This window comes from Thermoactinomyces vulgaris, assembly GCF_005886755.1.
Taxonomy (GTDB): Bacteria; Bacillota; Bacilli; order Thermoactinomycetales; family Thermoactinomycetaceae; genus Thermoactinomyces; species Thermoactinomyces vulgaris.
In genome coordinates this window covers 2,400,566-2,425,276 of record NZ_CP039710.1, presented here as the reverse complement: position 1 = coordinate 2,425,276, position 24,711 = coordinate 2,400,566, and the positions used below count along the sequence as shown (strand labels likewise).

25 protein-coding genes are annotated in these 24,711 nt (G+C 48.2%); 21 read left to right on the top strand and 4 right to left on the bottom strand.

The features are described 5' to 3' along the window. The first annotated feature begins 8 nt into the window (after positions 1-8). The 18 genes from yfkAB (at position 9) to FA954_RS12300 (ending at position 17,563) form a co-directional block, all read left to right on the top strand. Positions 9-1,163, top strand: a complete 1,155-nt coding sequence (yfkAB, locus tag FA954_RS12385; RefSeq protein WP_138615174.1) for a radical SAM/CxCxxxxC motif protein YfkAB — start codon at positions 9-11, stop codon at positions 1,161-1,163. A gap of 117 nt (positions 1,164-1,280) precedes the next feature. Beyond that, positions 1,281-1,955: a 5,6-dimethylbenzimidazole synthase gene (bluB, locus tag FA954_RS12380; protein ID WP_197051996.1), complete on the top strand. Its 675-nt coding sequence runs from the start codon at positions 1,281-1,283 to the stop codon at positions 1,953-1,955. Between the two features lie 68 nt (positions 1,956-2,023). Further along, the gene (locus FA954_RS12375) at positions 2,024-2,278 is read left to right on the top strand and encodes a hypothetical protein (protein WP_131470855.1); all 255 of its coding nucleotides are present in this window, start codon (positions 2,024-2,026) and stop codon (positions 2,276-2,278) included. Positions 2,279-2,313: 35 nt separating this feature from the next. Then, positions 2,314-3,006 (top strand): DUF3891 family protein, encoded by a 693-nt coding sequence (locus FA954_RS12370; RefSeq protein ID WP_049719639.1) that lies wholly within the window; start codon positions 2,314-2,316, stop codon positions 3,004-3,006. Positions 3,007-3,028: 22 nt separating this feature from the next. Beyond that, positions 3,029-3,421, top strand: a complete 393-nt coding sequence (locus FA954_RS12365; RefSeq protein WP_037994085.1) for a VOC family protein — start codon at positions 3,029-3,031, stop codon at positions 3,419-3,421. Between the two features lie 456 nt (positions 3,422-3,877). Beyond that, positions 3,878-4,822, top strand: a complete 945-nt coding sequence (locus FA954_RS12360) for a hypothetical protein (RefSeq protein WP_037994086.1) — start codon at positions 3,878-3,880, stop codon at positions 4,820-4,822. Continuing rightward, positions 4,819-5,421, top strand: a complete 603-nt coding sequence (locus tag FA954_RS12355; RefSeq protein ID WP_049719641.1) for a class D sortase — start codon at positions 4,819-4,821, stop codon at positions 5,419-5,421. The genes FA954_RS12360 and FA954_RS12355 overlap by 4 nt, the downstream gene beginning before the upstream one ends. Before the next feature lie 27 nt (positions 5,422-5,448). Continuing rightward, positions 5,449-6,360: a conjugal transfer protein gene (locus tag FA954_RS12350; RefSeq protein WP_037994087.1), complete on the top strand. Its 912-nt coding sequence runs from the start codon at positions 5,449-5,451 to the stop codon at positions 6,358-6,360. A gap of 4 nt (positions 6,361-6,364) precedes the next feature. Then, positions 6,365-6,619: a hypothetical protein gene (locus tag FA954_RS12345; RefSeq protein WP_037994088.1), complete on the top strand. Its 255-nt coding sequence runs from the start codon at positions 6,365-6,367 to the stop codon at positions 6,617-6,619. After that, positions 6,616-7,011 carry a TcpE family conjugal transfer membrane protein gene (locus tag FA954_RS12340; RefSeq protein WP_037994089.1) on the top strand — a complete coding sequence of 132 codons (396 nt, stop codon included), beginning with the start codon at positions 6,616-6,618 and terminating at the stop codon, positions 7,009-7,011. The genes FA954_RS12345 and FA954_RS12340 overlap by 4 nt, the downstream gene beginning before the upstream one ends. Then, positions 7,008-9,506, top strand: coding sequence for an ATP-binding protein (locus FA954_RS12335; RefSeq protein WP_052186651.1), 2,499 nt, complete (start codon positions 7,008-7,010; stop codon positions 9,504-9,506). Before FA954_RS12340 ends, FA954_RS12335 begins: the two co-directional genes overlap by 4 nt. Positions 9,507-9,547: 41 nt before the next feature. Beyond that, the gene (locus tag FA954_RS12330) at positions 9,548-11,017 is read left to right on the top strand and encodes a CD3337/EF1877 family mobilome membrane protein (protein WP_037994090.1); all 1,470 of its coding nucleotides are present in this window, start codon (positions 9,548-9,550) and stop codon (positions 11,015-11,017) included. A gap of 45 nt (positions 11,018-11,062) precedes the next feature. After that, positions 11,063-11,635: a hypothetical protein gene (locus FA954_RS12325; protein WP_037994092.1), complete on the top strand. Its 573-nt coding sequence runs from the start codon at positions 11,063-11,065 to the stop codon at positions 11,633-11,635. Next, a complete protein-coding gene (locus FA954_RS12320; RefSeq protein WP_121874378.1) occupies positions 11,619-12,740 on the top strand; it encodes a peptidoglycan DD-metalloendopeptidase family protein in 1,122 nt (373 codons plus the stop codon). The genes FA954_RS12325 and FA954_RS12320 overlap by 17 nt, the downstream gene beginning before the upstream one ends. Positions 12,741-12,831: 91 nt before the next feature. Beyond that, complete coding sequence (locus FA954_RS12315) at positions 12,832-15,450, top strand: helicase HerA domain-containing protein (RefSeq protein WP_037994094.1); 2,619 nt, start codon at positions 12,832-12,834, stop codon at positions 15,448-15,450. 74 nt (positions 15,451-15,524) lie between these two features. Further along, positions 15,525-15,827: a hypothetical protein gene (locus FA954_RS12310; RefSeq protein WP_037994096.1), complete on the top strand. Its 303-nt coding sequence runs from the start codon at positions 15,525-15,527 to the stop codon at positions 15,825-15,827. 93 nt (positions 15,828-15,920) lie between these two features. Beyond that, positions 15,921-16,991 (top strand): type III polyketide synthase, encoded by a 1,071-nt coding sequence (locus FA954_RS12305; RefSeq protein ID WP_037994099.1) that lies wholly within the window; start codon positions 15,921-15,923, stop codon positions 16,989-16,991. A 2-nt stretch (positions 16,992-16,993) separates the two neighbouring features. Beyond that, positions 16,994-17,563, top strand: a complete 570-nt coding sequence (locus FA954_RS12300; RefSeq protein ID WP_049719647.1) for an isoprenylcysteine carboxyl methyltransferase family protein — start codon at positions 16,994-16,996, stop codon at positions 17,561-17,563. A 26-nt stretch (positions 17,564-17,589) separates the two neighbouring features. On the opposite strand, the gene FA954_RS12295 is transcribed toward FA954_RS12300, so the two are convergent. The 4 genes from FA954_RS12295 to FA954_RS12280 all read right to left on the bottom strand — a co-directional run bounded on the left by FA954_RS12295 (position 17,590) and on the right by FA954_RS12280 (position 21,456). Then, positions 17,590-19,005, bottom strand: coding sequence for an alanine/glycine:cation symporter family protein (locus FA954_RS12295; RefSeq protein ID WP_037994101.1), 1,416 nt, complete (start codon positions 19,003-19,005; stop codon positions 17,590-17,592). 109 nt (positions 19,006-19,114) lie between these two features. Beyond that, positions 19,115-19,501, bottom strand: coding sequence for a hypothetical protein (locus FA954_RS12290; protein WP_037994102.1), 387 nt, complete (start codon positions 19,499-19,501; stop codon positions 19,115-19,117). Next, complete coding sequence (locus tag FA954_RS12285) at positions 19,498-19,833, bottom strand: hypothetical protein (RefSeq protein ID WP_037994104.1); 336 nt, start codon at positions 19,831-19,833, stop codon at positions 19,498-19,500. Before FA954_RS12285 ends, FA954_RS12290 begins: the two co-directional genes overlap by 4 nt. 132 nt (positions 19,834-19,965) lie before the next feature. Further along, the gene (locus FA954_RS12280; RefSeq protein WP_049719650.1) at positions 19,966-21,456 is read right to left on the bottom strand and encodes an FAD-dependent thymidylate synthase; all 1,491 of its coding nucleotides are present in this window, start codon (positions 21,454-21,456) and stop codon (positions 19,966-19,968) included. 131 nt (positions 21,457-21,587) lie between these two features. Between FA954_RS12280 and pdxK the strand changes: the two genes are divergently transcribed. The 3 genes from pdxK (at position 21,588) to FA954_RS12265 (ending at position 24,634) form a co-directional block, all read left to right on the top strand. Next, positions 21,588-22,415, top strand: coding sequence for a pyridoxine/pyridoxal/pyridoxamine kinase (gene pdxK / locus FA954_RS12275; RefSeq protein WP_037994107.1), 828 nt, complete (start codon positions 21,588-21,590; stop codon positions 22,413-22,415). A 271-nt stretch (positions 22,416-22,686) separates the two neighbouring features. Further along, a complete protein-coding gene (locus FA954_RS12270; protein ID WP_037994188.1) occupies positions 22,687-23,679 on the top strand; it encodes an ABC transporter ATP-binding protein in 993 nt (330 codons plus the stop codon). Next, the gene (locus tag FA954_RS12265; protein ID WP_037994190.1) at positions 23,666-24,634 is read left to right on the top strand and encodes an ABC transporter ATP-binding protein; all 969 of its coding nucleotides are present in this window, start codon (positions 23,666-23,668) and stop codon (positions 24,632-24,634) included. Before FA954_RS12270 ends, FA954_RS12265 begins: the two co-directional genes overlap by 14 nt. The last annotated feature ends 77 nt before the right edge of the window (positions 24,635-24,711 follow it).

Here is a 24,711-nt window from a genome sequence, read left to right as displayed (position 1 = left end):
CAATGGCCATGATAAGGATGACAAATCAAAAAAAAGAACTGACGCCCGATTGGGATCCGTGGGATCCTTGGTATACAAGAGTTGAAAAAGGCAGGTACGAATTGACAAGTGTGGAATTCACGGTGACACAGTTGTGCAATCTTCGCTGTGAACATTGTGCGGTCGGGGAGGAATTGGTGGAACGGGAAGGCATTCCGATTCCGGTTGAACGATTGATTGCAGCTTTGGAGGAAATCGATACCTTAAAGACGGTCAGCATTACCGGCGGCGAGCCGGTTTTGAATCCCGGAGTCGTCCAAAACACCATTCAACCCTTGTTGAAATATTGCAAGGGACGCGGGATTTATACGCAATTGAATTCCAATCTCACGTTGCCGCTAAACCGGTATCTGGATTGGATTGATGATTTGGATGTTCTGCATATTTCATACAATTACCGGGATGAAAAAGATTTTTACCGGATGGCCTTTAAAAACTTCGGGAAGGAAATCAAGCCCAAAGTGGCGGAGCGGTTGTATGAACAGATGATCGATAATGCCCGCGAGCTTTCCAAAAGAGGGGTTTTTGTTTCGGCAGAGTCCCTGTTAAGCCCGTTTACGGCCAAATATATTGAAAAAATGCACCAAACCGTTGCAGAAATGGGATGCAAACGGCACGAAGTCCATCCTTTGTACCCCAGTGACTTTGCCAAAAACATGGAGCTTTTAAGTTTGGATGAGTATCGGGAAGCCGTTTGGAAACTGTTGGATCACCGGCATCCGGATGTATGGGTTTTGTTTGGGACCCTTCCTTTTTATCCGTGCAGTGACAAAAAAGAAGACCGTGAATTGTGGAGGCGTCTGCATCAAGAGGCCAACGTGACCGTTCGCCAGGATCCGGACGGACGCAACCGGTTAAATGTGAATGTTTTCACCGGGGATGTGATTGTGACCGACTTCGGGGATGTTCCTCCGCTCGGAAACATTCATCGTGACCGTCTCAGTGATGTGTTTGAACGTTGGCTCAACAGTCCCGTTGCCAAAGAAGTTCATTGTTTTTGCAAAGAAGCTCGCTGTGCGGGTCCCAATCTGCTGGTGAAAAACGCTTACTACCCCCATTGGGATTTCCAAAACCGGCAAGCCAAAGTCAGGGTGGGTCGCCGTGAATCATTGGATCTTCTGTAGAAAACCATCTTAAAAAAGGAATATAATAGAAGTGAGGGCCGAACAAGGTTCCGGCCACCGAAAGCGAATGTCCGGCAAGACATTGTTGTCACCGGGAAAAATGAGGGAGGCATTCGTTTGCACGATACTTTTTCCAAAGAGGAGCAGGAAGTGATTTACCGGGTGATCCGAGCCCGTCGGGACATCCGTCATTTTTCAAGCAAGCCGGTTCCCAAAGATGCATTGAAGAGAATTTTACAGGCGGCTCATTTTGCGCCTTCGGTCGGATTTATGCAGCCGTGGAATTTTATTTTTGTCAACTCTTATGCATTGCGCCGGTCCATAAAAGATCAATTTATCGAGACCAACCGGGGGCAATTGGAAAAAATCCCGGAAGAAGAGCGGAAAAAGTTGTACCGGGATTTAAAGTTGGAAGGGATCATGGAAGCGCCGGTGAATGTGGCGGTCACCTGTGACCGGAATCGCGATGCCCCTTTTGTGTTGGGGCGCGGTCCCATGCCGGAGACCGATTTGTTCAGCACGTGTCTGGCCATCCAAAACATGTGGCTGGCGGCCCGTGCCGAGGGCATCGGGATCGGCTGGGTCAGCATTTTGGACCAAGAGAAAACGGAGGAACTTTTGAAGTTGCCGGAAGGAGTCCGGCTGGTTGCCTATCTTTGCATCGGCTATCCGGTTGAATTTCGTCCCAAACCCATGTTGGAAGAGAAAGGTTGGAAATCCCGGTTGGATTTGTCGAAACTGATTTATGAAAACGAGTGGGGTAACCCGTTGGATCTGGAGCAGATGGAGTGAGACCCGGAAGCCAAATTTCTTGTTTTGGAAGTTTGGCTTTTCTTTTTACAAGAAAGGGGGAAGCCATGATGGATGTGTTTCAACGGTTTGTACAGCAAAATGTGGATCAGGTTCAAACTGCAAAGTCGGAACGGGTGGTGATTTTGCCGAGGGATTTGGAAAGGTCGTTTGAGCATTATTGCCGAAAACGGAATCTGAGTTTCAACGAAGCCCTTGTAAAGTTGATAGAAGAAGCGTGCAAATCGGAGCAAAAAGGAAAAACGGATCAGTCGGCGGATGAACAGGAACCCGATGCGGCTTTGTTTATGAATGATGCTTTATAAAGCGATGTGAAGGGCTTGAAAAGGAGGGGCTTCGAATGATCGTCAGAAAACGGGGAAATTATTTCATTTTGATCAAACAACACGACCATGCGTTGATCGCAGGGGAAATGGCGGCGCATATTGATGAGCCGGTTCAGCCCCTCGCCAAAACGCTGTTTGCCATTTCCCACCATGATATCGGGTGGGAAGAGCTGGACCGCTCCGTGCTTTGGGATGAAAAAAACAATTGTCCGGTCAGCTTTTACGATTATCCGTTATTGCCCAAATTGGAAGCCTATACCCGGGGGATTTCCAAAGTGGTTGCCAATGATCATTATGCCGGTTTTTTATGCAGCAAGCATTATGCTTCTTTTTTTACCAATGAGACCGATCCCGCCTGCCGCAGGTTCCGGGAGCAGGAATTGGCCAGACAAAATCAGTTGCGTGAATATTTCACGGAAACTGAAGAAGAAAATATCGCCCGCAACTTCCGGTTGCTGCAATTTTTTGATCAGTTGTCGCTTTTTGTGTGCTTCAATGAACCCGGGGAAAATACCTTCCCGTTGTATAAAGACGGGATCTTCTATCAAGGGAAGCGGTATGAGTGGATCTGGGAGGGAAAAGACCGGTTGCGTCTTTCCCCCAACCTGTTTAAACAGTCCTACTCCATTGAAATCCCGTACCAAATGGTGGATTCCTACCGTCGCCTGGTCGGAAGCCAGACATACACACTCCATGTGATGGTGTGACGGAAAAGGAGGAGAAGAGTGGATGAACGTCAGCGGTTTCAATCACCTCACTTTGAGAGTGAGGAACTTGGAGCAAAGCCTCCGGTTTTATTGCGGTCTTTTGGGAATGAAACTGGTGCACAAAGGCCGGAAGGATGTCTATCTGGAATGGGGGAATGCCTGGATTTGCTTATTGGAAAGGCCGGAAGAAAGTTCCGCCGCATCGGGTCCCGGAATGGACCATGTGGCTTTTACCATCCGCGAACCGGATTTTTTTCATGCAGTTTCCCTTTTGAAAAAAAATCAGGTGGAGATGGTGAGGGAACCAGTTTTCCAGGGAGGAGGATGGTCCGTCCAGTTTAAAGATCCGGATGGCATCGTGCTGGAGCTTTTTACAGGAAATTTAGAGAAAAGAATGATTCATTGGACAGCTTGAACCACGAGGAGAAAAATCAGTTCACAAAAATTGCCGTTTTTTTGGGTCTGCAATGTTGCAGATGAAGAAAGACGGCATTTTTTATGTAAAAAATTTAATAATCAATTAATAAAAACAATGATTTAATCGCATTCATCTATTTTTATAAATAATAACATTGTCGATGAAGCGAGTCCCGACAGAAAAAATGTGAGCCAAATAATAAAATTGATAAAAAATTCGCATCTGCAAATTTTACGAAATTGTGTTGAAAAAAGTACGATTTATGTAATATTATATGGAAAAGGAAGAGTTATGACGACGGTTTTTACAAGGGGGGAGGATGCCTGCTCCCATTTTTGATAAAGAAGTGATTGTGCCGGGCGGATGAAAAGCCGCCTGATGTTTGATTAAATCGGTTTGGCATGGAGTTTTTCTTTCAATGTTTATTTTTAATGAGGGACAGGAGGGATTGAAGTGAAAGATCCCAAACAAATTTTAGAGTCGTTTCGTACAGATGTTCAATCGCGAAACCTTTACTCCAGCCTGTTGAGGCAGTTTGACCTTGAATATCCCAATCCAAGGGGAAACCGGCGCAAACCCAAGCCGTTGGCAGGAAAAAACGTGAATCAAATGGCTGCGGCGTTGTCGGTCTGCTTGGTGACGGGTTTGTCGGCGGGAGTGGGAACCGCTTTTGCCAACAGTGATTTCGGACCCGGCCAACATCCGTTGGATGAGCCTCCGAGCAAACCGGACCAGAAAATCGAGCAACCGCAGTCCGAAGGAAAAGAATTGGAAAGAAAATTGTCGGACCAACCGGTGGAATTGGAAAATAAGATAGAAACCCCGAAACCTGAAAAGGATCATCAACCAGCAGAGAAAGAATTTCCCTCCATGAAAGAAATTCCTGAAGACATCGGCAAAGCGGTCATTCCATCCGATTCTCCAAAAGTGAAGGAAAAAGAAGCGGTATCATCCGATAATCCATCAGACATGGAAAATTCATCCTCAGACGAAAATCGTCCGCAAGTGTCGAATCTTCAAGAAGTTCCCAAAGAATCCGCACAGCCTGAATCCCGACAGCAAGAGGAAGTGAAACCATCCCACGACCGGGAAGAAAGCCCGGTGGCCAACCAGATTGTCTCCGAAGTGACGAAGCCAAAAGAGTCCATCGAGGAGAAGCAATATTCGCCCAAAGCGGCAAACGCTGAAAATAAAGAAAACGCCGGGGCTGAGACCAAGCATTTGGCTGCAGCCGGTGACGAGGAACAAAATCAGAAGCAAAACCGGCCGCAAACGGAAGAAGGCGGGGTTTTGCCGGATACCGCCGGGAATGACTTAAACGGCGTTTTGCTGGGAAGCGCTTTGTCCATGCTGGGCTCCGTTTACGTGCTTCGCAAGAATAAGGTGGAATCGTCTTGAAATGGGACAAAGCCGTTGCTCTCTCGATTGTGATCTTGGGAGCTTTTTACGCCGGTTATTCAGGGGTTTCGTATTTCCTGAAACGGCAAACGGTGGAAACCACGTCGGAGGCCGTTCCCAAAGCGGTGGTGGAGGCCGGAACGGGCTCTTCACCGCAAGAGGATTGGCTGATTGTCCCCGAGGAGAAAAGGCCGGAGAAAGGGGAACATTTTGCTGATTTGATCATTCCCGCGTTGGAGGCCAAAATGCCGATCATTGAGGGAACGCATGAGGATGAGCTGGACAAAGGAGTCGGACATTATGCCGGAAGTGTGCTTCCGGGAGAACCGGATAACGCCGTTTTATCGGGACACCGGGACACGGTGTTCCGCAAAATCGGCCGGTTGGAGCCGGGAGATTCATTGATCGTCCAATCTGAATACGGCAAATTTGCATATACGATTACCAAAACATGGATCACCACCCCGGATGACCGCACAGTGATCGTCCCGCATGAAAAACCGGTACTTACCCTGACAACCTGCTATCCGTTCACATATGTCGGACCGGCTCCAAAACGATACATTATCCAGGCAGAACAGATGACAAAACTTGAGTGACTTCTCAGATCATTAAGGAGGAGAAAAATGGAACGGCCGATCATTCGCCGCAAGATTCCGAGGATTTTGTTTTGGCTGCTCATTATTTACACGGCATGTGTTTCCACGGTGGTTTTGGCCATTCAATTCGGCTTGATTCAGTTGCCCCCGCGCCAATTGGAAGCAGCCGGAGGAGAACCTGCACAAAAAAACACACAGCCTGTCATCGGGGAACTTGCTTTTGCGGAACAATTCGCCAGAGAATATCTTTTTTGGACGCAAGGAAAAGAGGAATCCAGGGCAGAGCGGTTGAAGCCCTTTTGGAAACCGAATATGGATGTGCAAGGGGGGCTTGATTTTAAACAGGTTCAGTGGAATTCTTACGCCCGCAACGTGAGTGCATGGGCGGTCAAAGAAAGGGATGACCGGTCCGGTGTGACGGAAGTGACGGTATATGCCGAAACCATTCTCAGCAACGTGAAGAATCCCAATGACCAAAAGAGAGTGGACCGGTATATGATTGTTCCCGTCAAGAAAGCCGGAGAGTCTTATCTCGTCGTGGGATACCCCCGTTTTATCCCGCCGCCGGTGGCAGAGGCACCCGCTGAGGAGGAAAAGAGCGGGAAAGACAATGGCGGGGAAGCGGTTGACCAAAAGATTCGTGACGAAGTGGAACAGTTCATGAAATCTTTTTGGAAGGTGTATACCACCGGAACATCTGAAGAAATTGCTTATTTCGAAAAAAACAATCAATCTTTGCCCGGTTTGACCGGAATCATGTCATTTTCCGAAATGAAACAGCTTACCGTCCGTAAAAAACAGGATGTCTATCTTGCCGATTGCGATGTCTTGCTTGAGGATCTGGCTTCGGGAGCCAAGATCACGGATCATTACCGCTTTGAGCTCGTCAAAGAGGGCGGGCGTTGGTATGTAATCAGTACGGAACAAGGAGAGGTCTGACGAGATGGCACATATGATGTTACTTGCAGCAGGCCCTGGCGAAAAACTCCAGGAAACGCTCGGGGCGGAAATCGGATCGTTGTTTTTTCTGGCAGTGATTTTTATCAGTTTGACATTGTTTTGGAAACGCGCATTTACTGCGTTCATCGGTTTTGCGTTGTTTGCGATGCTGGTCAGCGTCTTCATTTTCCAACCCGAATTGATTTCATCACTTGGTTCCGACGGATTTCGCTGGTTGTTCGAGGCTTATTTGGAATGAAGCAAATTCGTGTGTACAACCAGGTTTTTCGCATTGAAAAAACCGTCTATTCCATACAGGGAATCCATTTACCATTACCGGTATCTTACCGGCAAATGGCGTTTTTTGTCGGAGCCTTGATTGTGATGGTGATTTTAAACAAGTTTCCGCCGGTCAGCTGGATCGATTTTTTTCTTGTGAAATTTATAGGGATTCCAGCCTTGGTTTCGTGGTTTTTTACAAGAAAAACGCTGGATGGCAAAGCGCCGCACCGGTTTATCATACGATGGATCGAACATTTTTTCAGTCCGCATCACTTTGCGCGTTACAAGGAAATTGAAAAACCTAGAGATCCGTATCAATACGAAGGGGAAGTATCATACCGATTTGCATCCAGGAGGGAGTTGCCGTGACGCGCATACCTTTTCCCGTGAAGTATTTTGAAGATAACTTGGTTTTCGGGCAAGATGGAGCCGTTTATGCTTATTATGAGTTACAGCGGTTTAATTATGATTATCGGTCAATGGATGATAAGCTCAGCCTCCATTCGAATTTGGAGGCTTTTTATTGGAATATCCATGCAGATACGCATGCATTGGTTGTGCCTGAATACCAAAGCCTGGAAGAGCAGCGCCGGGCGATGGAGACAGGCTTGTGTGACGAATTGAAAGAGACGGGAAAAAAGCATATTCAGGCGGCAGTGGAACATTTACGCGGAAAAGAAATACACCAAAATCGTTTTTTTATGGGCGTCAAGTTGAAGCCAGCCACGGTCAAAGGGCTTTCTTTTTTGAATGAGCTCCGTTATATCTGGAAGGATTTTAAAAGGTATTTAAACAATCAAGCCGGAACGGACGCCCCGGAGGTTTTCGAAGAGGAAATCCAGGCGTATCGTGTGCAGGAGGAAATGATTTTTTCCAGGATCAATGGTTATTTGCGTGCCAGACGTGTGGATACCGCTGACTTGGAATGGTTGATCCGTCGGGGATTTTATCGCGGGATCGGGGAAGCGCCGCGGCGGAAAGATTGGAAACCCAAGGCTCTTCCGGCAGAAGTCAAAGGGAAAAAAGGAATTCGTCCGGCCAGGGATATTTTGACATTGGCAGAAGGCCGTTTTGATGATTCGCACGGCCGGAATTTGATCGTTGAGCAACACGTGTCGGGAGAAAACAAAAAAGGATATATGGCTTTTCTGACGATTTCTCACATCCCTGATAAATCGCCTTTTCCGGGATTGGAATGGTTATATCATCTGCAAAACCTTTCGTTTCCCGTGGAGGCCTCCGTCCGGACGGAGACGATCGAGTACGCCAAAGCGTTATCCCAGGTGTTGAAGAAGAAAAAAGAACTGAAAGCCGAGGACGAACACGCAGCGGAAAGCGGCGTGGAAACTGCATATCACATTTTGCACAGCCGCCAGGATGCCAATGAACTGGAAAACCATTTGCGAACCGATAAATTTCCATTAATCACAACTTCTGTCGTTTTATGTGTCTATGCTTCTTCGCTTGAAGAGTTGAACTTACGGATTCAGCTGGTGAAAGATTTGTACAGTGACATGATGATTCAAGTGGAAGTTCCCTACGGAGACCAATGGCGCGGATTTAATGAATTCATTCCCGGTGCGAAAAGGTACATCCACGACTATATTCATTACATGGAGCCGGCTGCCGTGGCCGCCGGAATGATCGGAGCCACCCGGCAGCTCGGGGACGGACAAGGTCATTTTATCGGGATGTCCCGCAATTTGCCGGTCTTTTTCCAACATGACCGGGGCCCCAAGGATAAAAAATTGAGCACGACCGCTTCCGCCGCATTTATCGGGGCATTGGGGGCCGGAAAATCGCTGGGGGCCAACTTGCTTGCCTATCAAGCGCTGTTAAACGGTGCCAAAGTGCTGATTTTTGACCCCAAAGATGAGCGGGCGCACTGGGTGGATGCACTGCCGGAATTAAAGGACATGACCCGGGTGGTCACCCTGCGGGCAAGCAGTGAAGACCGCGGGAAGCTGGATCCGTTGGCGGGCGTGGTCAGCCCGTCTGAAAAACAAGCGGCGGGCGAGACGGCCAAAAAAATACTGCAGTTTTTGGCGCGGTCCGAAGACGGCACTTATGAGGCAATTGTGATTGGAAAGGCTGTCGATGAAGTGTTGAAACATCCGGACCCGAGCATGATGAAAGTCATTGATCAATTGCGCAAGGTGACCAAAGAAGCCCCGGAAAAACGGCAGGACAGCCTGGAAGAGATTGTGGATGTGTTAAGCTATCTGGCAACATCCGGGCAAGGCCAGCTGTTGTTCGGAGATGGCACGCAAAAAGCCATTGATCTGTCCATGCGTTTGACCATTTTGCAGGTGGAGGATTTAAAACTTCCGGATGAAAGCAAATCCGATTATGGCCGGATGGCCATTGCGCTCTTGATGGCGATTTCCGATTTTTCCCGCCGCTTTTCCAACCAGTCGTCGAATGAGTTTAAGCTGGTATTGTTTGATGAGTCATGGAGATTGGCGAAAGTCAGTGAAGGAAGAGCGATTTTGGAAGAATTGGTACGGACCGGGCGCAGCAAGAACGCCGCCATCTACTTAATCAGCCAAAACGCCAAAGATTTGTTGGGAGAAGAGATTCGGTCCAATCTGGGGTGCCGGTTTGTTTTCCGGTGCCGGGATGCAAAAGAAGCGGAAGCGGCCTGCCATATCCTCGGCATTGAGCCGAATGAAGAAAACATTGAAACGATTCGGAGCTTGCCGACCGGAACCTGTTTGATGTCCGATTTGGAGAAGCGGGTGAATGAAGTCGAAATCCGCGTTTTGGAAGAGCGGCTGTTTGAGGCTTTCGACACCCGTCCCGGTTCCAGGAAGCAAAAACGACCCAAAGATGTGCAACCGGATGCATATCAATCTGTCCCATAAAGGGGTTTCCGATAAAGAATAAAGCGGAGGAGACCTGCTCGATGAACAGAAGACAAAATCTGCTAAGATTTCTTGTTGTTTTCATACTGATCGCCGGCATGCTGGGGAATCATCCCGTCACCATGGCCCAGGAAGAGCAAGAGCAGCAACAAAAATCGGATGGCTACAGCCTGATTACCGATTTGTTGACGATTTTCCCGAAGGAACAAGTTGAAAAAGCCAAAGCCAAAGGATATGATGTGCGGTTTGCCAAATATCAGCCCAGCCAGTATAACCTTGAAATTTACACCGACGAGACATCCATGTTTGAATGGGACACAAAAATATCCAATCAGGCGTACATTCTGCTCAACGAGATTAACAACTTTATCTGGCAAGCGTTGTTGTCGTGGAACTTTACCGTGATTTTGGTTGTGGAGAATGCCTTTTCCCTTGATGTGGTGGATCAGTTTGCCGATGCTGTGGAAAAAGCGGTTCAGCAATTGGCCGGCTTTACCGGGGCGGGTTACGGAAACACAGGATTGATGGGCAACTTTATGACATTGATGATCATTATTGCCGGAGCTTGGATTGCATACAAAGGATTGATTAAGAAAAACACAACGGAAGCTCTGACCGGAATGCTCACCAGTGTGGCCATTTTGATCCTGGGGATCGCTTTTTTTGCCAATGCCGGCAGTGTGATGAAATATTTGAATGAAATCAGCAGCGGCCTGAGCCAAGAGTTGATGGGGGTCGGCATTGAATTTCAGGAAGACCTGGATGAAGATAAGATGAATTACCCCGCGGAGGTTTCGTCCCTGGTCATTTCCGACAAGCTCTACAATATGATGGTTTATGAACCTTACATCATGTTGCAGTATGCAAAAACTTCCAATGATTCCGAGTTGACCCGGGGGAGAATCGAAAAAATCCTGGCTTTTAAACCCGGAAGCACGGCACGGGAACAGGCCGTGGAATATGAAGCCAAAGAAATGAACAACCCGATGGTGAAAAAGGACGGGGTTTTCCAACGCTTAACCTTGTTAATTCTGCTCTGTGTTTCCCATTTTATCTTGGGATTGCTTTTTTTCATCATTGCCGGAGCGATGATTGTGTATCAGTTTTTGTTCGTGCTGATTGCTTTGTTTGCTCCCTTTGCCTTTTTGATCGCGTTAAACCCGTCTTGGTCCAGTGTTGCCGTCAGTTGGTTTAAAAAGTTTGTCGGTTATCAGTTGATCAAATTGATCATCGGTGTTTTCTTCAGCATGTTGCTTACCATCTCGCAATTCCTCTATCAAATGAGTCCGCCGGAACAGGTGGGTTATATTTGGACCATTGCCATGCAACTGATTTTGGTGATTGGTGTCATTTGGAAACGGGAGGAATTGTTCAGCATCATGAAAGCCCCCATGGGCAAAATCGATGACAGCTTGAAAGGGCAATTTAATATCCAAATTCCGATCCAACAGATGACCAAGTACACCCAAACACTCGCGCAACGAGCCGGAAAGATCAAAGTGCGGAAATAGCTGCTGGTTTGCATCGGCGGTTTTGGCAAACAGGAGGGAAAATGATTGTTTAACACAAATTTGCCCAGTGGACGCCGTCGCCTGTTTTTATTGGTTTTGTTTGTTTTTGTGGTTGCCGGGTTTTCAGCCAAGTATCTGCTGATCCATCTTGGCTGGGTGGGAAATGCCGGTCAGCAGGATAAAAAGCCTCAGAGCCAACCGGAACAAACCGCAAACCCGGAGGAGGTTTTACCCACTTTGTCACCGGAGCAGCTCCAAAAGGCGCAACAAACGGCAGATGCTTTCATGCGGGCTTATGCAAACCGCAATACAGATGAGGTGGACCGGTGGCTTCAGTCAGTGAAGCCTTATGCCTCGGATTCCTTGTTGGCCTTGCTCGAAGAGGAGACAAATTTCCTGAAAGAAAAAGGCGTGAAATTCATCAGCGTGTTGAAAGAAATCCACAATCTCCATTGCCAGGAGCAATCGGGTGAAGTCCGGTGTTTGGCGGAGACCGTCGCCGAAGAAAGCGAGAACGGAAAAACCATTCCCATCGAGCGGGTTTATCAGGTGACATTGACGGAGCAAAACGGGAATTGGATTGCACAGGAGGTGGAAGTGCGTGGAAGTTTTGACTAGACCGAAACTTTCCGCCCTCCGCCGCCGTCAAATCCGGAGAAATCAAGGGTTGTCCCGGAATGTCAAAGGGTTTGTCTTCCTTTGTTTGATGGGGATGGCCACATTTGTTTTCTTTTTCATTTCCGTTCTGGGAGCGGTGTTTGTCAGTTTGTTTTCATCTTCCTCTTCCAAAACAAATCAAATGGAACAATGGGAAGTGGCGGAAGGTTTTCCGAAAGAGGCGGAAGCCTACTTGCCCATCTATCAGGAAGCCGGGAAAAAATACGGCGTGCCTTGGCAAATCCTGGCTGCCATCCACAAAGTTGAGACCAATTTCGGCCGGGATTTGAGGGAAAGTTCCAAAGGAGCGAAGGGACACACGCAATTCATGGATAAGACGTGGGTCGGATGGGATTACCCGGGCGGAACGCGTTTGGGGGATTTGCCCGATTCCGTGGATATCACGGATCCGAAATTGATTGAAAAATACGGTGGATATGGGGTCGATGGGGATCAGGACGGCAAAGCGGATCCGAACAACCCGGTTGATGCCATTTATTCCACCGCCCATTATTTGGCGAGAAATTATCAGGAGGGAAAAGATTGGTTTGCCCGTGGCGGACCGGTCTGGCAATACAACCATGACTATGAGAATTATGTGCTGAAAGTCAAAGAATACGCTGAATCCTTTGCCAAGCCGGTGATTTCAAAAGCAAACGGCCTTGCTTCCGGCGGGTTTCTCTGGCCGGTGGAAGGGGGAAAGGTGACGTCCCCTTTCGGGCTTCGCTTTCACCCCTTGAAAAAGGTGTATCGCAAACACGAAGGGATTGATATTGCCAAACCTTTGGGATCCCCCATTTTTGCCAGCAATAGCGGTGTGGTGGTGGAATCAAGGACATCCAGCGGGTATGGCTGGAAGATCGTGATTGATCACGGAAACGGCTACCAAACCCTGTATGCCCATATGTATCCGCAAGATGTCCAAGTCCGTGTCGGACAGGAAGTCAAAAAAGGGGATGTGATTGCCAAGGTGGGTTCCAACGGATGGAGCACCGGTCCCCATTTGCATTTTGAAATTTTAAAAGACGGGCAAGTGGTTGATCCGATGAAAATACTGAAAAAATGAATCCTTGCTTCTGATTGGTGAAGGGAAAGAAGGACAGCGGGAGAATGCCTGATACAGGACTGGACGGAGTTAAAAGAAAGGTGGGGTTGGATTGTTTCCTTGGAATAATGTGCCCAAGGGCGGTGAAGAGCAGATGCGTCAGGTCGCCAAATGGTTTTTTTACACGGTTATCGGCGTGGCATCTGTGATCGGGATCTTGTATTTGTGGAAGTTTCTCGCAGAGTTGTTCGGGGAAAGTGATCAAGCCGAAACGGCGGGTAAAGCGACCAACTTGGCATGGGATACGCTCTCATCCATCGGAATCTGGGCGCTTGCCGTACTTCCCTGGCTGATTTTACTCGGGATTTTGATTGTCATTGCCGTTTTGGCCGGGCGTTGGTCCACCAAATCCCATTATCGGAGCCGGGCCAAAAAGGGAGTGAAATATTTACGCATTCTGCCTTCATACGACACCGAACTGGATTTGGATAAAATCTCAGAATTGACAAGAACTTTCGGGAGCATGATTCGCCCGATCCGCATGCGTGTCCAATACGGGCGCCCTTGGTTCCGCTGGCGGTTTGCCATTCCGGAGGGCAGCAACCAGATCGGCATTTACCTGGCTTACCCCGAGGACAAGGAGAACAGTGTAAAGGACACCTTGCGCAGTGTTTATCCTTCTGCAGAGTTGCATGACATCAAAGAGGAAGAATTCCCCACTCCGAAAAAAGGGGGGACCGGCGGACACTTCATCTTTAAATTCAAAACCAAAGGTTATCCCTTGACCTCGTTGCTCCAAAGCAAACAGAGCCAATTGGGAAGCATTTTAAACTGTTTGCGTTCCGGAACCTATTTGGATTTGCAATTTTCCCCGGTCAGCTGGCGGGCTGTCGAGGAACGTTCGGGAAGTGCCCGGAGCCTGTTGACCAGCAAAAAGAACAAAGACATGGGACCGGAAGAGCGGATTCGTCGCGCCGGTTTGATTCAACGCTTGACCGGGCGTGAACTTTCCTTTCAAGTGCGCCTTTCCATCTGGTCCAATCACGAAAACGCGGAAGCGGTGGTCCGTTCAACGGCAGAGTCGGTTCAAACCGCGATGAAGTATGACGGGGAACTCCGTTTTATCCGCCAACCTTGGTGGAATCCCATGAAAGACAACAACCTGGTTCCGATTCCCTGGCCGTTGACCCTGATGGCTTGGACGTCGGATGAGATTTCGAGCTTGTTCCATTTGCCTCCGGCCAATCATTACATTTATCGTCCTCCGGCAGAAGATGGCCCCAACGCGCGGGGATATGTGGCCCATTTGCAAGAAAACGAAAGGACATTGGAGCCGGGCGAATTGACGGAGGGCGTGAAAATCGGAAAATTGAAACATCCTTTTGATGACCGGGAAGTGCGCGTCAACTTTGAACAGTTAAACAAACATTTTGTTTTAACGGGTGCCAGCGGCATGGGGAAATCCAGTGTCGCGATGGACATGGTCCAGTCACTTTTGGATGAGTGGTTTGACAATCCGGATGAAAGCCCGGGTTTCACCATTATTGACCCGGCCAAAGAGTTGGTGGCGATCATTGAAAACCGTCTGCGCATCGCAGAAAAATTCGGCGTGAAGTTCCCCCGGGAGAAAATCCATCACCTGAATCTGTCGGATGATACCACTCATCTTCCGGCTTTGAATATGCTTCACTGTCCGGAGAACGTCATCCCCGGACAGATGGCCCAACAGTTGGCCACCATACTAGTGGACTTTGAATTTAAAGAAGAATCCGTTGAACGCTCGCGCCGGCTCGTTGAAATTGCGGTGCAGAGCCTGTTGGAAGATAAGGAAACCCATACGATTTTGGGCATCGATGATCTGTTCAGAAACCATCAGTTCAGGGAAAAAGTGGTCAAAAACGTGCAAGATCCTTATATCAAACGCTTCTGGGTCAACACCGATGAGCAGGAAATCAAAAGAGAAGTGGAGCCGGTGCTGTACCGGTTAGACCGGATCTTGCAACATTCAACGCTGCGCCGTCTGTTCTGCCAGAAAGGGTTGAGCCTGGATCCCCAAAAGTATATGGATGAAGGACATATTGTCTTGATTGACACCAATGGAATCAAAGACTACAACTTGCGGGTTTTGGTCGGTTATTTGATCAACCTTTACTATCAGGCAGCACGAAAACGGAACACTGCTTCCAAATTCCATTTAATGCTGGTGGAAGAAGCCCACATGGTTCAAATTCCGCTCCTTACCGAGATTTTGCAAGAGGATAAAAAATATCCGTTTGGGCTGGGGCTTGTGACCAGAGAGATCGATCACTTCGAAAATCAAGAATTGATGCAAGCGATCCGTTCCTATATCGGGATGGTCATCAGTTGCGGTCAGACGGAAGGTTCGGATGAAGTGGAAAGCCTGACGCGGAAATATATCAAGACCAGTCTGGTGGAATCGTTGCCTGAACGAAATGCAGCGGTTTACATCCGCTCCAAGCGGAAAGGCCGGAGCGATGTAACGACATGTGTGGTCACCAATGAACCGCCGGTCGTGTACCGGCCCGACGGCAAGCCGGCGGACCATCGCACGGCAGAGAAAGATGAAGCCATGAATTGGGGATTGGAATGGGGATTAAACGCTCTTTACCATGACGGGGAGACACTTCCCATTGAACAGGTGGACAAAGAAATTTCGGATTATATGGATCGTACTTTATATGAAAATCCGCCTTCGGAAAATGCCAACTGATCGTGAGCAAAACAGAACCGGTCCGGTTGAAGGATCGGTTCTTCTCCACTTTTCGACAGAGAGGAAGACAGAAATTGGGGAACCTGATCAAAGCAATTTTTGGGCTTTTTGCCAATCTGATTCCTATTATTGAAACATTGTTTTTAACGTTTGTGATCTCCAGGCATTTGGAGTCGACTTCCACCGGGATCATTTTGTTTATCGTTTTGATGATCGGTTCATTTATCTGGCACTCCCTGGTCAAGGGGATTGCTTGGGGGACCATGATTTATTTGACGATGACCCAAGAGGATTCCTCCGGCATGCTCTTTGCCGTCATCTTTGCATTGGCGGTCGGGGTTTTGCGTTTTCTTTTGGAAAAATGGCTGCGAAAATAACCGCCAGTCTTCAATTGATAAAAAACAGTATGTTTTGAAGGGAAAAGTAAAAAAATACTCCTAAACAATTTCACTTGTTTAGGAGTGTCTGTCATGCCCAAAATCCTTGCCGTGGGAACCGCAGTCCCCCCGTATTCCGTGAAACAGGAAGAAGCCCAAACATTTGCCAGGGAATGTTTTGCCCCATCTTTTCCGCAAATCGAACGTTACATGTCCATTTTTGATCATGCTTCCATTCACAACCGTTATATCAGCCAACCGATCTCTTGGTATAAACAACAACACCCGTTTACGGAAAAGAACCGGATTTACGTCGAAACTGCGATCGAACTGGGGGAAAAGGCCATCCGAACGTGTCTGGATAAGCAAGGATGGACCCCGGAGGATATCGATCATTTGGTGTTTGTTTCAACGACCGGGATTGCAACGCCCAGTATGGATGCCCGTTTGATCAACCGGTTGTCGATGAAAAGCGATGTGAAGCGCACCCCGGTCTGGGGATTGGGCTGTGCCGGAGGGGTGGCAGGATTATCCAAAGCTTATGAATTTGCCAAAGCCAATCCATCGGAAAAAATATTGCTGCTTGCCGTGGAATGTTGCAGTTTGACCTTTTGTCCCTTGGATCATTCCAAAAGCAACCTGGTGGCAACTTCGTTGTTTGCGGACGGGGCGGCCGCCGTTTTGATCTGCGGGGATCAGGTTTCGCTTCCGGACGGGACATTTCCGGAAATCACCGGGGCACAAAGTTTTTTGTGGCCGGACACGGAAGAGGTGATGGGATGGGACTTGACCGGGGACGGATTAAAAGTCATTTTTTCCCGGAGCATTCCCGAACTGGTGTTGAAAAAAGTGAAGCCGGTGGTGCAACGGTTTTTGGATGAAGCCGGGGTCCCTTTATCACAAATCGATGTATTTCTAACCCACCCGGGTGGGAAAAAAGTGTTGGAAGCTTATCAAAAAGCGTTGAATCTTCCTCCCGGGAGCTTGAGCGGAGCCTTTGAAATATTGGCCGGTTACGGCAACATGTCATCAGCGACAGTTTTGTTTCTTTTGGAACGGGAGCTCATGCAAACGCATCCTGCGGGAAGTTACGGCCTCATGGCAGCGATGGGACCAGGTTTCAGTTTGGAATTATCTTTGTTGCATTGGGATAAGGAGGGATGATCATGCCGGCCTGGGGAAGTTGGCTGTTATGGGTCTTGGTCATTGTGCAAAGGCTTTATGAACTGCGGATTGCACAAAAAAACGCCCGGTGGATCCGGGAACAAGGTGGTGTTGAATACGGCGGAAAACATTATCCGTGGCTGGTTTTGATTCATGGATGCTTTTTTCTCAGTTTGCTTTTGGAGGGACGATGGGGAAGGACGGAGCCGGTTGCATGGTGGTGGGTGCCGTTTCTGTTGTTTCTGGGGGTGCAAGGGTTAAGGATATGGGTCATGCGGTCTCTGGGGAAATTCTGGAACACACGGATTTATGTGATTCCTGGCAGGAAGCCCCAAAACCGCGGCCCGTATCGCTACGTAAGACATCCGAATTATGTTGTGGTCCTGTTGGAGTTTGTTTTGTTGCCGCTTTGTTTCGGAGCCTATGGCACGTTGATCGTTTTTCCTCTCGTAAACTTCCTTTTCCTTTATTTGATTCGCATTCCCGCGGAGGAAAAAGCTTGGCAAATGTATGGGGCAGATCCGGATGAAATCATGAAGAAACACCGTTTTTTCCCTTCGTTTCAGAAATGAAAAAATCCCCCGGGCGGGGGATGGTGTCATCCTGTCCGACGGGCGGACTCGCTTTTTTCCCAGCAATCGGCATTGGCCAAGTCTTTGATCTGATCGCTGGCGAAACTCGGGTTTTTCCCTTCTTTCAGCTGTTGATGATAATCTTGGAGCACGGCAAATGCCACTTTTCCCAAAAGGAGGATGGCAATCAGGTTGAGAATCGCCATTAAGCCCATAAATAAATCGGCCAGATCCCAAACGACTTGAACTTGAGTGATGGAGCCCCAAATGACCATGGCGATTACGGCCAAACGGTAAATCAACAGCCAGGTTTTGTTTTCGCGAATAAATTCGATATTGGTTTCTCCGTAATAGTAGTTGCCGATCAAGGAGGAGAAAGCAAACAGGAGAATGCTGATGGTCAAAAAGTGTTCCGCCCACACACCCACTTGCTGGTTCAAAGCCAATTGGGCAATTTCAATGCCGGAAAGGTTGTCGTGGGTAAACGCGCTGGAGAACAAGACAATCATGCTTGTACAACTGCAAATGATCAATGTATCCACAAAGACGCCGAGAGCTTGAATCAGCCCTTGTTTGGCTGGATGTGAAACCGTGGCGGTTGCCGCCGCGTTCGGCGCACTACCCATTCCGGCTTCATTGGAAAACAGTCCGCGCTTGATCCCCTGCATCATGGCCGCACCAATTCCGCCGCCGATTGCTTGTTCCAGCCCGAACGCACCGGCGAAAATTTGCTTGAATACGGCCGGCAACTGTGTAATATTTGTCAACACGACATAAAGAGCGAGCAAAATATAGATGACCGCCATGATCGGAACAATCCATTCTGTAAAGCGGGCCACCCGTTTGATTCCGCCAAAAATAATGATTGCAAAAACCGCAGCAATGATGAGTCCGAGAACGGCCCGGTTGATGCCGTAGGTGGATTCAAAAGCCACCGTAATGGTGTTTGCCTGTACGGAGTTGAAAACAAGGCCGAAGCACAAGGTGATCAGGATCGCAAACAAAATCCCCATCCACCGCCTGTTGAGCCCTTTTTCCATATAATAAGCGGGTCCGCCGCGAAACGTATCCCCGTCCTTTACTTTATAAACTTGCGCCAAGGTTGCTTCAATGAATGCGGAGGCACTGCCGATGAGGGCAATCAGCCACATCCAAAAAACAGCACCCGGACCGCCGATTGCAATTGCCATGGCAACACCGGCAATATTCCCGACGCCGACGCGGGATGCCGTACTGATACAAAATGCCTGAAACGATGAAATCCCGTCTTTTTTTCCCATTCCTTCGCCGAGCAAACGAAACATTTCTTTGATAAACCGGAATTGGACAAAGCGGGAACGAATGGTAAAATATAAACCCGCAACAATTAACAAAGCCACGATGACATACGTCCATAACACATCATTGATTGCCAGTACATACTTGTCTAATAGATCGACCATCCGATCACCTCTGTTCAAGAAATTTACACATTTACACAATTTATTTTATATCACAAAAAAATACATTTCGTCATTGGATGAATATAACAATCCGAATGAACAGAGGTGATTAATTGGAAGATGAATTGTTTTCGATTCCTTCCGACAAATCTCTTTTCTTGGCCCGTTGGTAAACGTCATGGGGGTTGCGGGGCTTTTGAGCAATACGAAATCCGACGGCTGCAAAATAGATGGTTTTTTTTTCGGGAATATACCGGTAGATCAATCGGAGATCAGGGCGTTGTCTTTTGCGTGGGCGAGCGACGGAAAAAAATTTTTTCTTCCGGAATCCGGTCAGCGGGGGATATTTTAACCGGGCGGCTTTGTAAGGGTTTCGGATGACTTGGACAATGGCGCGATCCAGTTGGATCAAAAATTCCTGGAACCGTTTTCGTCCCAACCTGCTGGCGATGAATAACAAGTCGTCGCGAAATTGCGGGTGATACTTTTCAATCATGAGGACGATGACCCTTTGTCGATCGTTTGTTCAAAGAAGGCAAGGCGGGACATTTGTTCCGGCTTTTCCAGCCATTTGGTTTCAGGAAGCCGGATCCGTTCCTGCAACATTTCATTCCATTTCATGTCCTCCAAGATTTCCTCCAGTTCTTCCAAACGGTGCATCAGCTTTTCATACGTCTTTATATCCAAAATCACGGCCCGCAACTGATTGTCATGGACCAATCCGAGCTTTTTGCAGGTGTTCAACAGATCATCAAAGAAGTGGCGGTTATTCATTTCCTTGAGCTCGCTGGTGGAAATCAGTTCATTTTGAGCAAAAGGTTTGGACACGGGATCGAACACCTCCGTTTCTGTTATAAGTCTATTATACCTTTTATCGGGTAATTCATGAATATTTTGCTTTTACTGAAACAGAATAATACATCACGGCATGAAAGCGGGTTCCATGCCGTGACAAAGCGGTCAGTTATTAATCCGGCGCTGTGCATATTTGGCCAGTGCCGGATGGTGGTTTTTCAGTTCTTCAAACAAAGATAAAAACGTTTGGCGAATATCCCATTGAGCTTCCGGGGATGTTCGCAAATTGATCAGATGGTACAGCTCCCACAGGCTGGCCGTGGCGGTGACTTGCCGGTGGTGCGCATTCGTCACCACATAGGCGGCGGCTTCCGGATTCCATGACTCAATGTCTTGGTAGACGTTTTCCGCTTCATGGAGGAAGGATTGGTAACGTTCTTCCAGTCCGGCTTCCCGGATGTGGGGAGGGATGGTATATCCGAGATGAATGGTTGGCAAACCATGGCTGAAGTGCGTGCGACGGTTGTGGCGGAGCAGTTGGTGCCAATTTGCCTCGGAAATGAGCAATTCAAACTGGTAATGAATATGTTCAAATTCCCATCGGGGATTGTCAAAAAAGCGCAGTTCGCTTAAAGCCGTTTCGGCAATTTGTTCTTTTTGTTCTCTGGAATACGAACGGGCTTGTTGGTGTGCTTGCTCATAAGAAAGAGCCGTTTCGCTGATGATCAAACGGGTGACCAATTCGGTCAAAGCTTCTTCATAGTCCGGAATGTGAACCATGCGGGCGCGCGGGCCTTGGACCGGTTGCAAAGACGCTGTTTGTTCAAAGAAAAGCTCCTTTAGCTTTTTTCTGGTGTGTAGCAGATAATCGTTCGGTTTTACATATTTCAACAGCGTCGGGATCACCTGGCTGATTTCCCGTTCCATTTCCTTGGCCAGTTTGCGGCATTCGTCGTAAGGGCTGGACAGAAGACGGACCAAAGTGTCCCGTAATGCGCGTCCGTTCCCGGTCATGCCAAGGTTGGTGAACGTGGCCAAAGTGAGGACATAACGGGCATCTTCAAACGCGATTTTTTCAATCCGCATCCGGTAGGCACGCTCTGATTCTTCCGGTTTTTGCGGGATCACCTTCACCAAATACGCGGTCAGGCCGCTGAGCAATTGCTCATACGTGTCATAAGCTTTGTCCTGCAAAGACAAAAATTTTTCTTTCAACCCGGGGTTTTGTTCCAGAACGGGAGGGACATAAAAATCGCCCCGTTTTGGCCGCTGATAACGCTGGCTGTATTCGGTGAAACTGTTAAACGGGTTGGACAGTTCCAATTCGGCCGATGCCAGCCGGCTGATCTTTTCAATTCCGATGTGTGCAACGGCATGTTCCGCCACGCTGCTGTGGCCGTAACCGACAACCCATTTTTCATGGAAGCGGGCCGCTTTTTCCGAATGCCCCTTGGCGGCACCGGCCGTCTTCAGGTTGACATTTAACTCTTCATCGGACAACAGCTTTCGCAAATTGTCGCGGAAGCTGGCTGAAGAACGACTCACATAGGCAAAAATGACGGCAATCACTTCTTCAGGCAAATTAAAAATGGTGTATACATTTTTATCAAGATTGGATACATAATGGGATAAATCGATTTTTTGCTCCTGTTTCATACTTCCACCCTCCCTGTCATTGCCTTACATTCTAGCAAAATTCCTTCCAATGGAAAATGGAGAAAAATGTTGTGAAATGATGTGAGAAAGTTTAAGCTAATTTTGAGCTGACGAAAGGTAGGAGGATGAAGATGACAACCAGATACAAAGTTCTGACGATTGCAGGTTCCGACAGCAGCGGAGGTGCAGGAATCCAAGCAGACCTGAAAACATTCCAGGAGCGCGGCGTCTATGGAATGTCAGCCATCACCACCATTGTGGCGATGGATCCGGATCATCAATGGAATCACAAGGTGTTCCCCATTCCTTTCGATACATTTCAGGATCAATTAAAAACGATTTTGCAAGGGATTGGCATCCATGCGTTAAAAACGGGCATGTTGGGATCAGTAGAGATCATTGAATATGTGGCCAAAACCATCCGTTCCCAAGAGGTCCCGGTGGTGATTGATCCGGTGATGGTATGCAAAGGAACGGATGAGGTGCTCAATCCCGAAACAGCCGATGCCTTGAGGGAAATTCTGATTCCGCTGGCGACCGTGGCGACCCCCAATTTATTTGAAGCCGGCCAGCTGAGCAAAATGCATCCGATCCGCACGGTGGAGGAAATGAAAGAAGCGGCGGCACGCATTCATGACCTGGGGGCAAAAGTGGTGATTATCAAAGGCGGAAGTAAGTTGGATCACGAAAAAGCGGTTGATGTCGTCTATGATGGCCGTACCTTCGAAGTGATGGAAGAAGAACGGGTGGAAACCCCTTATGTTCACGGTGCCGGTTGCACATTTTCCGCAGCCATTACCGCCGAATTGGCCAAAGGAAAAACGGTTTCGGAAGCCATTCGCCTGGCCAAAGCCTTCATCACCGAAGCCATTCGCGGCGGATTTCCGTTAAATGAATATGTGGGTCCCGTGCTTCATATGGGTTACCGGTTAAAAAACGGAAACGAGGATCTGAAATAACAGGGCAGATGGAACAATCCGCCCTGTTTTCTATTATTTTTAATGGAAAAAACGAGGGGGTATTTTCCATTTGGGGAAGAAAGCGGCCAAAAGTAGAAAGGAAAGGATTTATTTTTTAAAAGGGATTTTTGATTATACAGAGAATATAAGGAATTGATAATATTTTTATTCAAAATAAAAAATAATTAATTGGAAAAATGGGAATTAAAAGAAAAAATCCGCTTATGATTGGATTTAAGAGGTTTTTAGCAAATCGTTTGAGGTGATCCATTTGACTCAGCCCGTGTTGGATATCCGGCAATTGAAGCTGCATTTTTTTTCGGAAAAAGGAGTGGTCCAAGCGGTTGACGGGATTGACCTGACCATCCGCCGGGGGGAAATCGTCGGACTGGTGGGAGAATCGGGATGCGGAAAAAGCGTGACCTCACTGAGCATTATGGGGCTGGTCCCGCAACCGCCCGGGAAAATCGTCAACGGTTCCATTTGTTTTGAGGGACAAGACCTGACCAAACTTTCACAGAAAAAAATGCAGAAAATTCGAGGTAGAGAGATTGCAATGATTTTTCAGGAACCTATGACCTCCCTGAATCCGTTGTTTACGATTGGAAATCAATTGGTGGAAGCGGTCCGGGCGCATGAAAAATGTTCCAAAAAAGAAGCGGAAGCCCGTGCCGTTGAAATGTTGGAAAAAGTGGGGATCTCCCGGAAGGGGATTTTGCGTGAATATCCGCATCAATTGTCCGGCGGAATGCGCCAACGAGTCATGATTGCCATGGCCATGATCTTAAACCCTAAGTTATTGATCGCCGATGAACCCACGACCGCGCTGGATGTCACCATTCAGGCACAAATTCTTGATTTGATGAAACAATTGAATGAAGAGTATCAAACGGCGATTTTAATGATCACGCATGATTTGGGGGTTGTCGCGGAAATGTGTGACCGCATTGTGGTCATGTATGCCGGGCAAGTGGTGGAGGAAACCGACCGCCACCGTCTGTTTAGCAATCCGAAGCATCCTTACACCCGGGGATTGTTAAAGTCAATTCCCAAGTTGAAAGAAAGAAAAAAACGGTTGTATGCCATTCCCGGCCAGGTGCCGACTCCCCGGAACATGCCCGCAGGATGCCGGTTTGCGCCGAGGTGTGAATTTGTCATGGATCGTTGCCGCAAAGAAACGCCCGAACTTACCGAAACAGACAAGAACCATTACAGCCGCTGTTTTTTGCATCAGAGGGAGGAACCGGTACATGGCACTGATTAACGTGAAAAACTTAAAGAAAAGTTTCCCGGTTTACGGGGGATTGTGGAGCAAAAAAGTCGGGGAAGTCAAGGCGGTGGATGACGTTAGTTTCGCCATTGAAGAAGGAGAAGTGTTGGGGATTGTCGGGGAATCGGGCTGCGGGAAATCGACGACCGGGCGAACCATCATCCGTTTGGTTGAACCCAGCGGCGGCGAAGTGGAATTTAACGGGAAAAATTTGTTTGCCTTGGACAAAGAGGAGATGAGAAAAGCCCGCAGAGACTTGCAAATGGTTTTTCAGGATCCTTTTGCATCCCTCAATCCCCGGCAAAAAGTGCGCGAAATCCTGGAGGAACCTTTGATCGTCCATTCCATGGGAACGCCCAAGGAAAGAAAAGAACAAGTGCAAGAATTGCTTCGGGTGGTCGGGTTCAATGCATTTCACGGTGACCGTTACCCCCATCAATTCAGCGGGGGGCAGCGGCAGCGGATCGGGATTGCCCGCGCATTGTCGACCAAACCCAAACTGATTGTTGCCGACGAGCCGGTATCGGCATTGGATGTGTCGATCCAGTCGCAGGTTTTAAATCTGATGATGGATTTAAAGGAACAGTTTTCACTGACGTATCTCTTTATTTCGCATGATTTGAGTGTTGTCAAACATATCAGCGACCGGGTCGGCGTGATGTATCTGGGGCGCATGGTGGAAATATCCCCGCGCGACGAGCTTTATGAAAGGCCGTTGCATCCCTATACCCAGGCCCTGTTGTCGGCCATTCCCGTTCCGGATCCGACAGCCAAGCGGGAACGCATAATTCTTGAGGGCGATGTGCCGAGTCCCGAAAATCCCCCGCAAGGCTGCGCGTTTCATCCGCGTTGTCCATATGTGACGGACCGTTGCAAGGAGGAACGCCCGGAGTTGAAAGATGCCGGCGGCGGACACCTGGTTGCCTGCCACTTGGTTCATGAGGGATGAAAAGAAGATCCCTTGACTTGATGGGGGAGGTGGTTGATCGGGAAAACGTGACGATGCAATCAAACGAAAAACCAATA

Bases quoted from the DNA above. Each gene is read 5' to 3' on its own strand.
- yfkAB (WP_138615174.1), top strand. From the start codon at position 9: ATGATAAGGATGACAAATCAAAAAAAAGAACTGACGCCCGATTGGGAT.
- FA954_RS12375 (WP_131470855.1), top strand. From the start codon at position 2,024: ATGGATGTGTTTCAACGGTTTGTACAGCAAAATGTGGATCAGGTTCAA.
- FA954_RS12370 (WP_049719639.1), top strand. From the start codon at position 2,314: ATGATCGTCAGAAAACGGGGAAATTATTTCATTTTGATCAAACAACAC.
- FA954_RS12365 (WP_037994085.1), top strand. From the start codon at position 3,029: ATGAACGTCAGCGGTTTCAATCACCTCACTTTGAGAGTGAGGAACTTG.
- FA954_RS12350 (WP_037994087.1), top strand. From the start codon at position 5,449: ATGGAACGGCCGATCATTCGCCGCAAGATTCCGAGGATTTTGTTTTGG.
- FA954_RS12345 (WP_037994088.1), top strand. From the start codon at position 6,365: ATGGCACATATGATGTTACTTGCAGCAGGCCCTGGCGAAAAACTCCAG.
- FA954_RS12340 (WP_037994089.1), top strand. From the start codon at position 6,616: ATGAAGCAAATTCGTGTGTACAACCAGGTTTTTCGCATTGAAAAAACC.
- FA954_RS12330 (WP_037994090.1), top strand. From the start codon at position 9,548: ATGAACAGAAGACAAAATCTGCTAAGATTTCTTGTTGTTTTCATACTG.
- FA954_RS12305 (WP_037994099.1), top strand. From the start codon at position 15,921: ATGCCCAAAATCCTTGCCGTGGGAACCGCAGTCCCCCCGTATTCCGTG.
- FA954_RS12300 (WP_049719647.1), top strand. From the start codon at position 16,994: ATGCCGGCCTGGGGAAGTTGGCTGTTATGGGTCTTGGTCATTGTGCAA.
- FA954_RS12295 (WP_037994101.1), bottom strand. From the start codon at position 19,005: ATGGTCGATCTATTAGACAAGTATGTACTGGCAATCAATGATGTGTTA.
- FA954_RS12290 (WP_037994102.1), bottom strand. From the start codon at position 19,501: ATGATTGAAAAGTATCACCCGCAATTTCGCGACGACTTGTTATTCATC.
- FA954_RS12280 (WP_049719650.1), bottom strand. From the start codon at position 21,456: ATGAAACAGGAGCAAAAAATCGATTTATCCCATTATGTATCCAATCTT.
- pdxK (WP_037994107.1), top strand. From the start codon at position 21,588: ATGACAACCAGATACAAAGTTCTGACGATTGCAGGTTCCGACAGCAGC.
- FA954_RS12265 (WP_037994190.1), top strand. From the start codon at position 23,666: ATGGCACTGATTAACGTGAAAAACTTAAAGAAAAGTTTCCCGGTTTAC.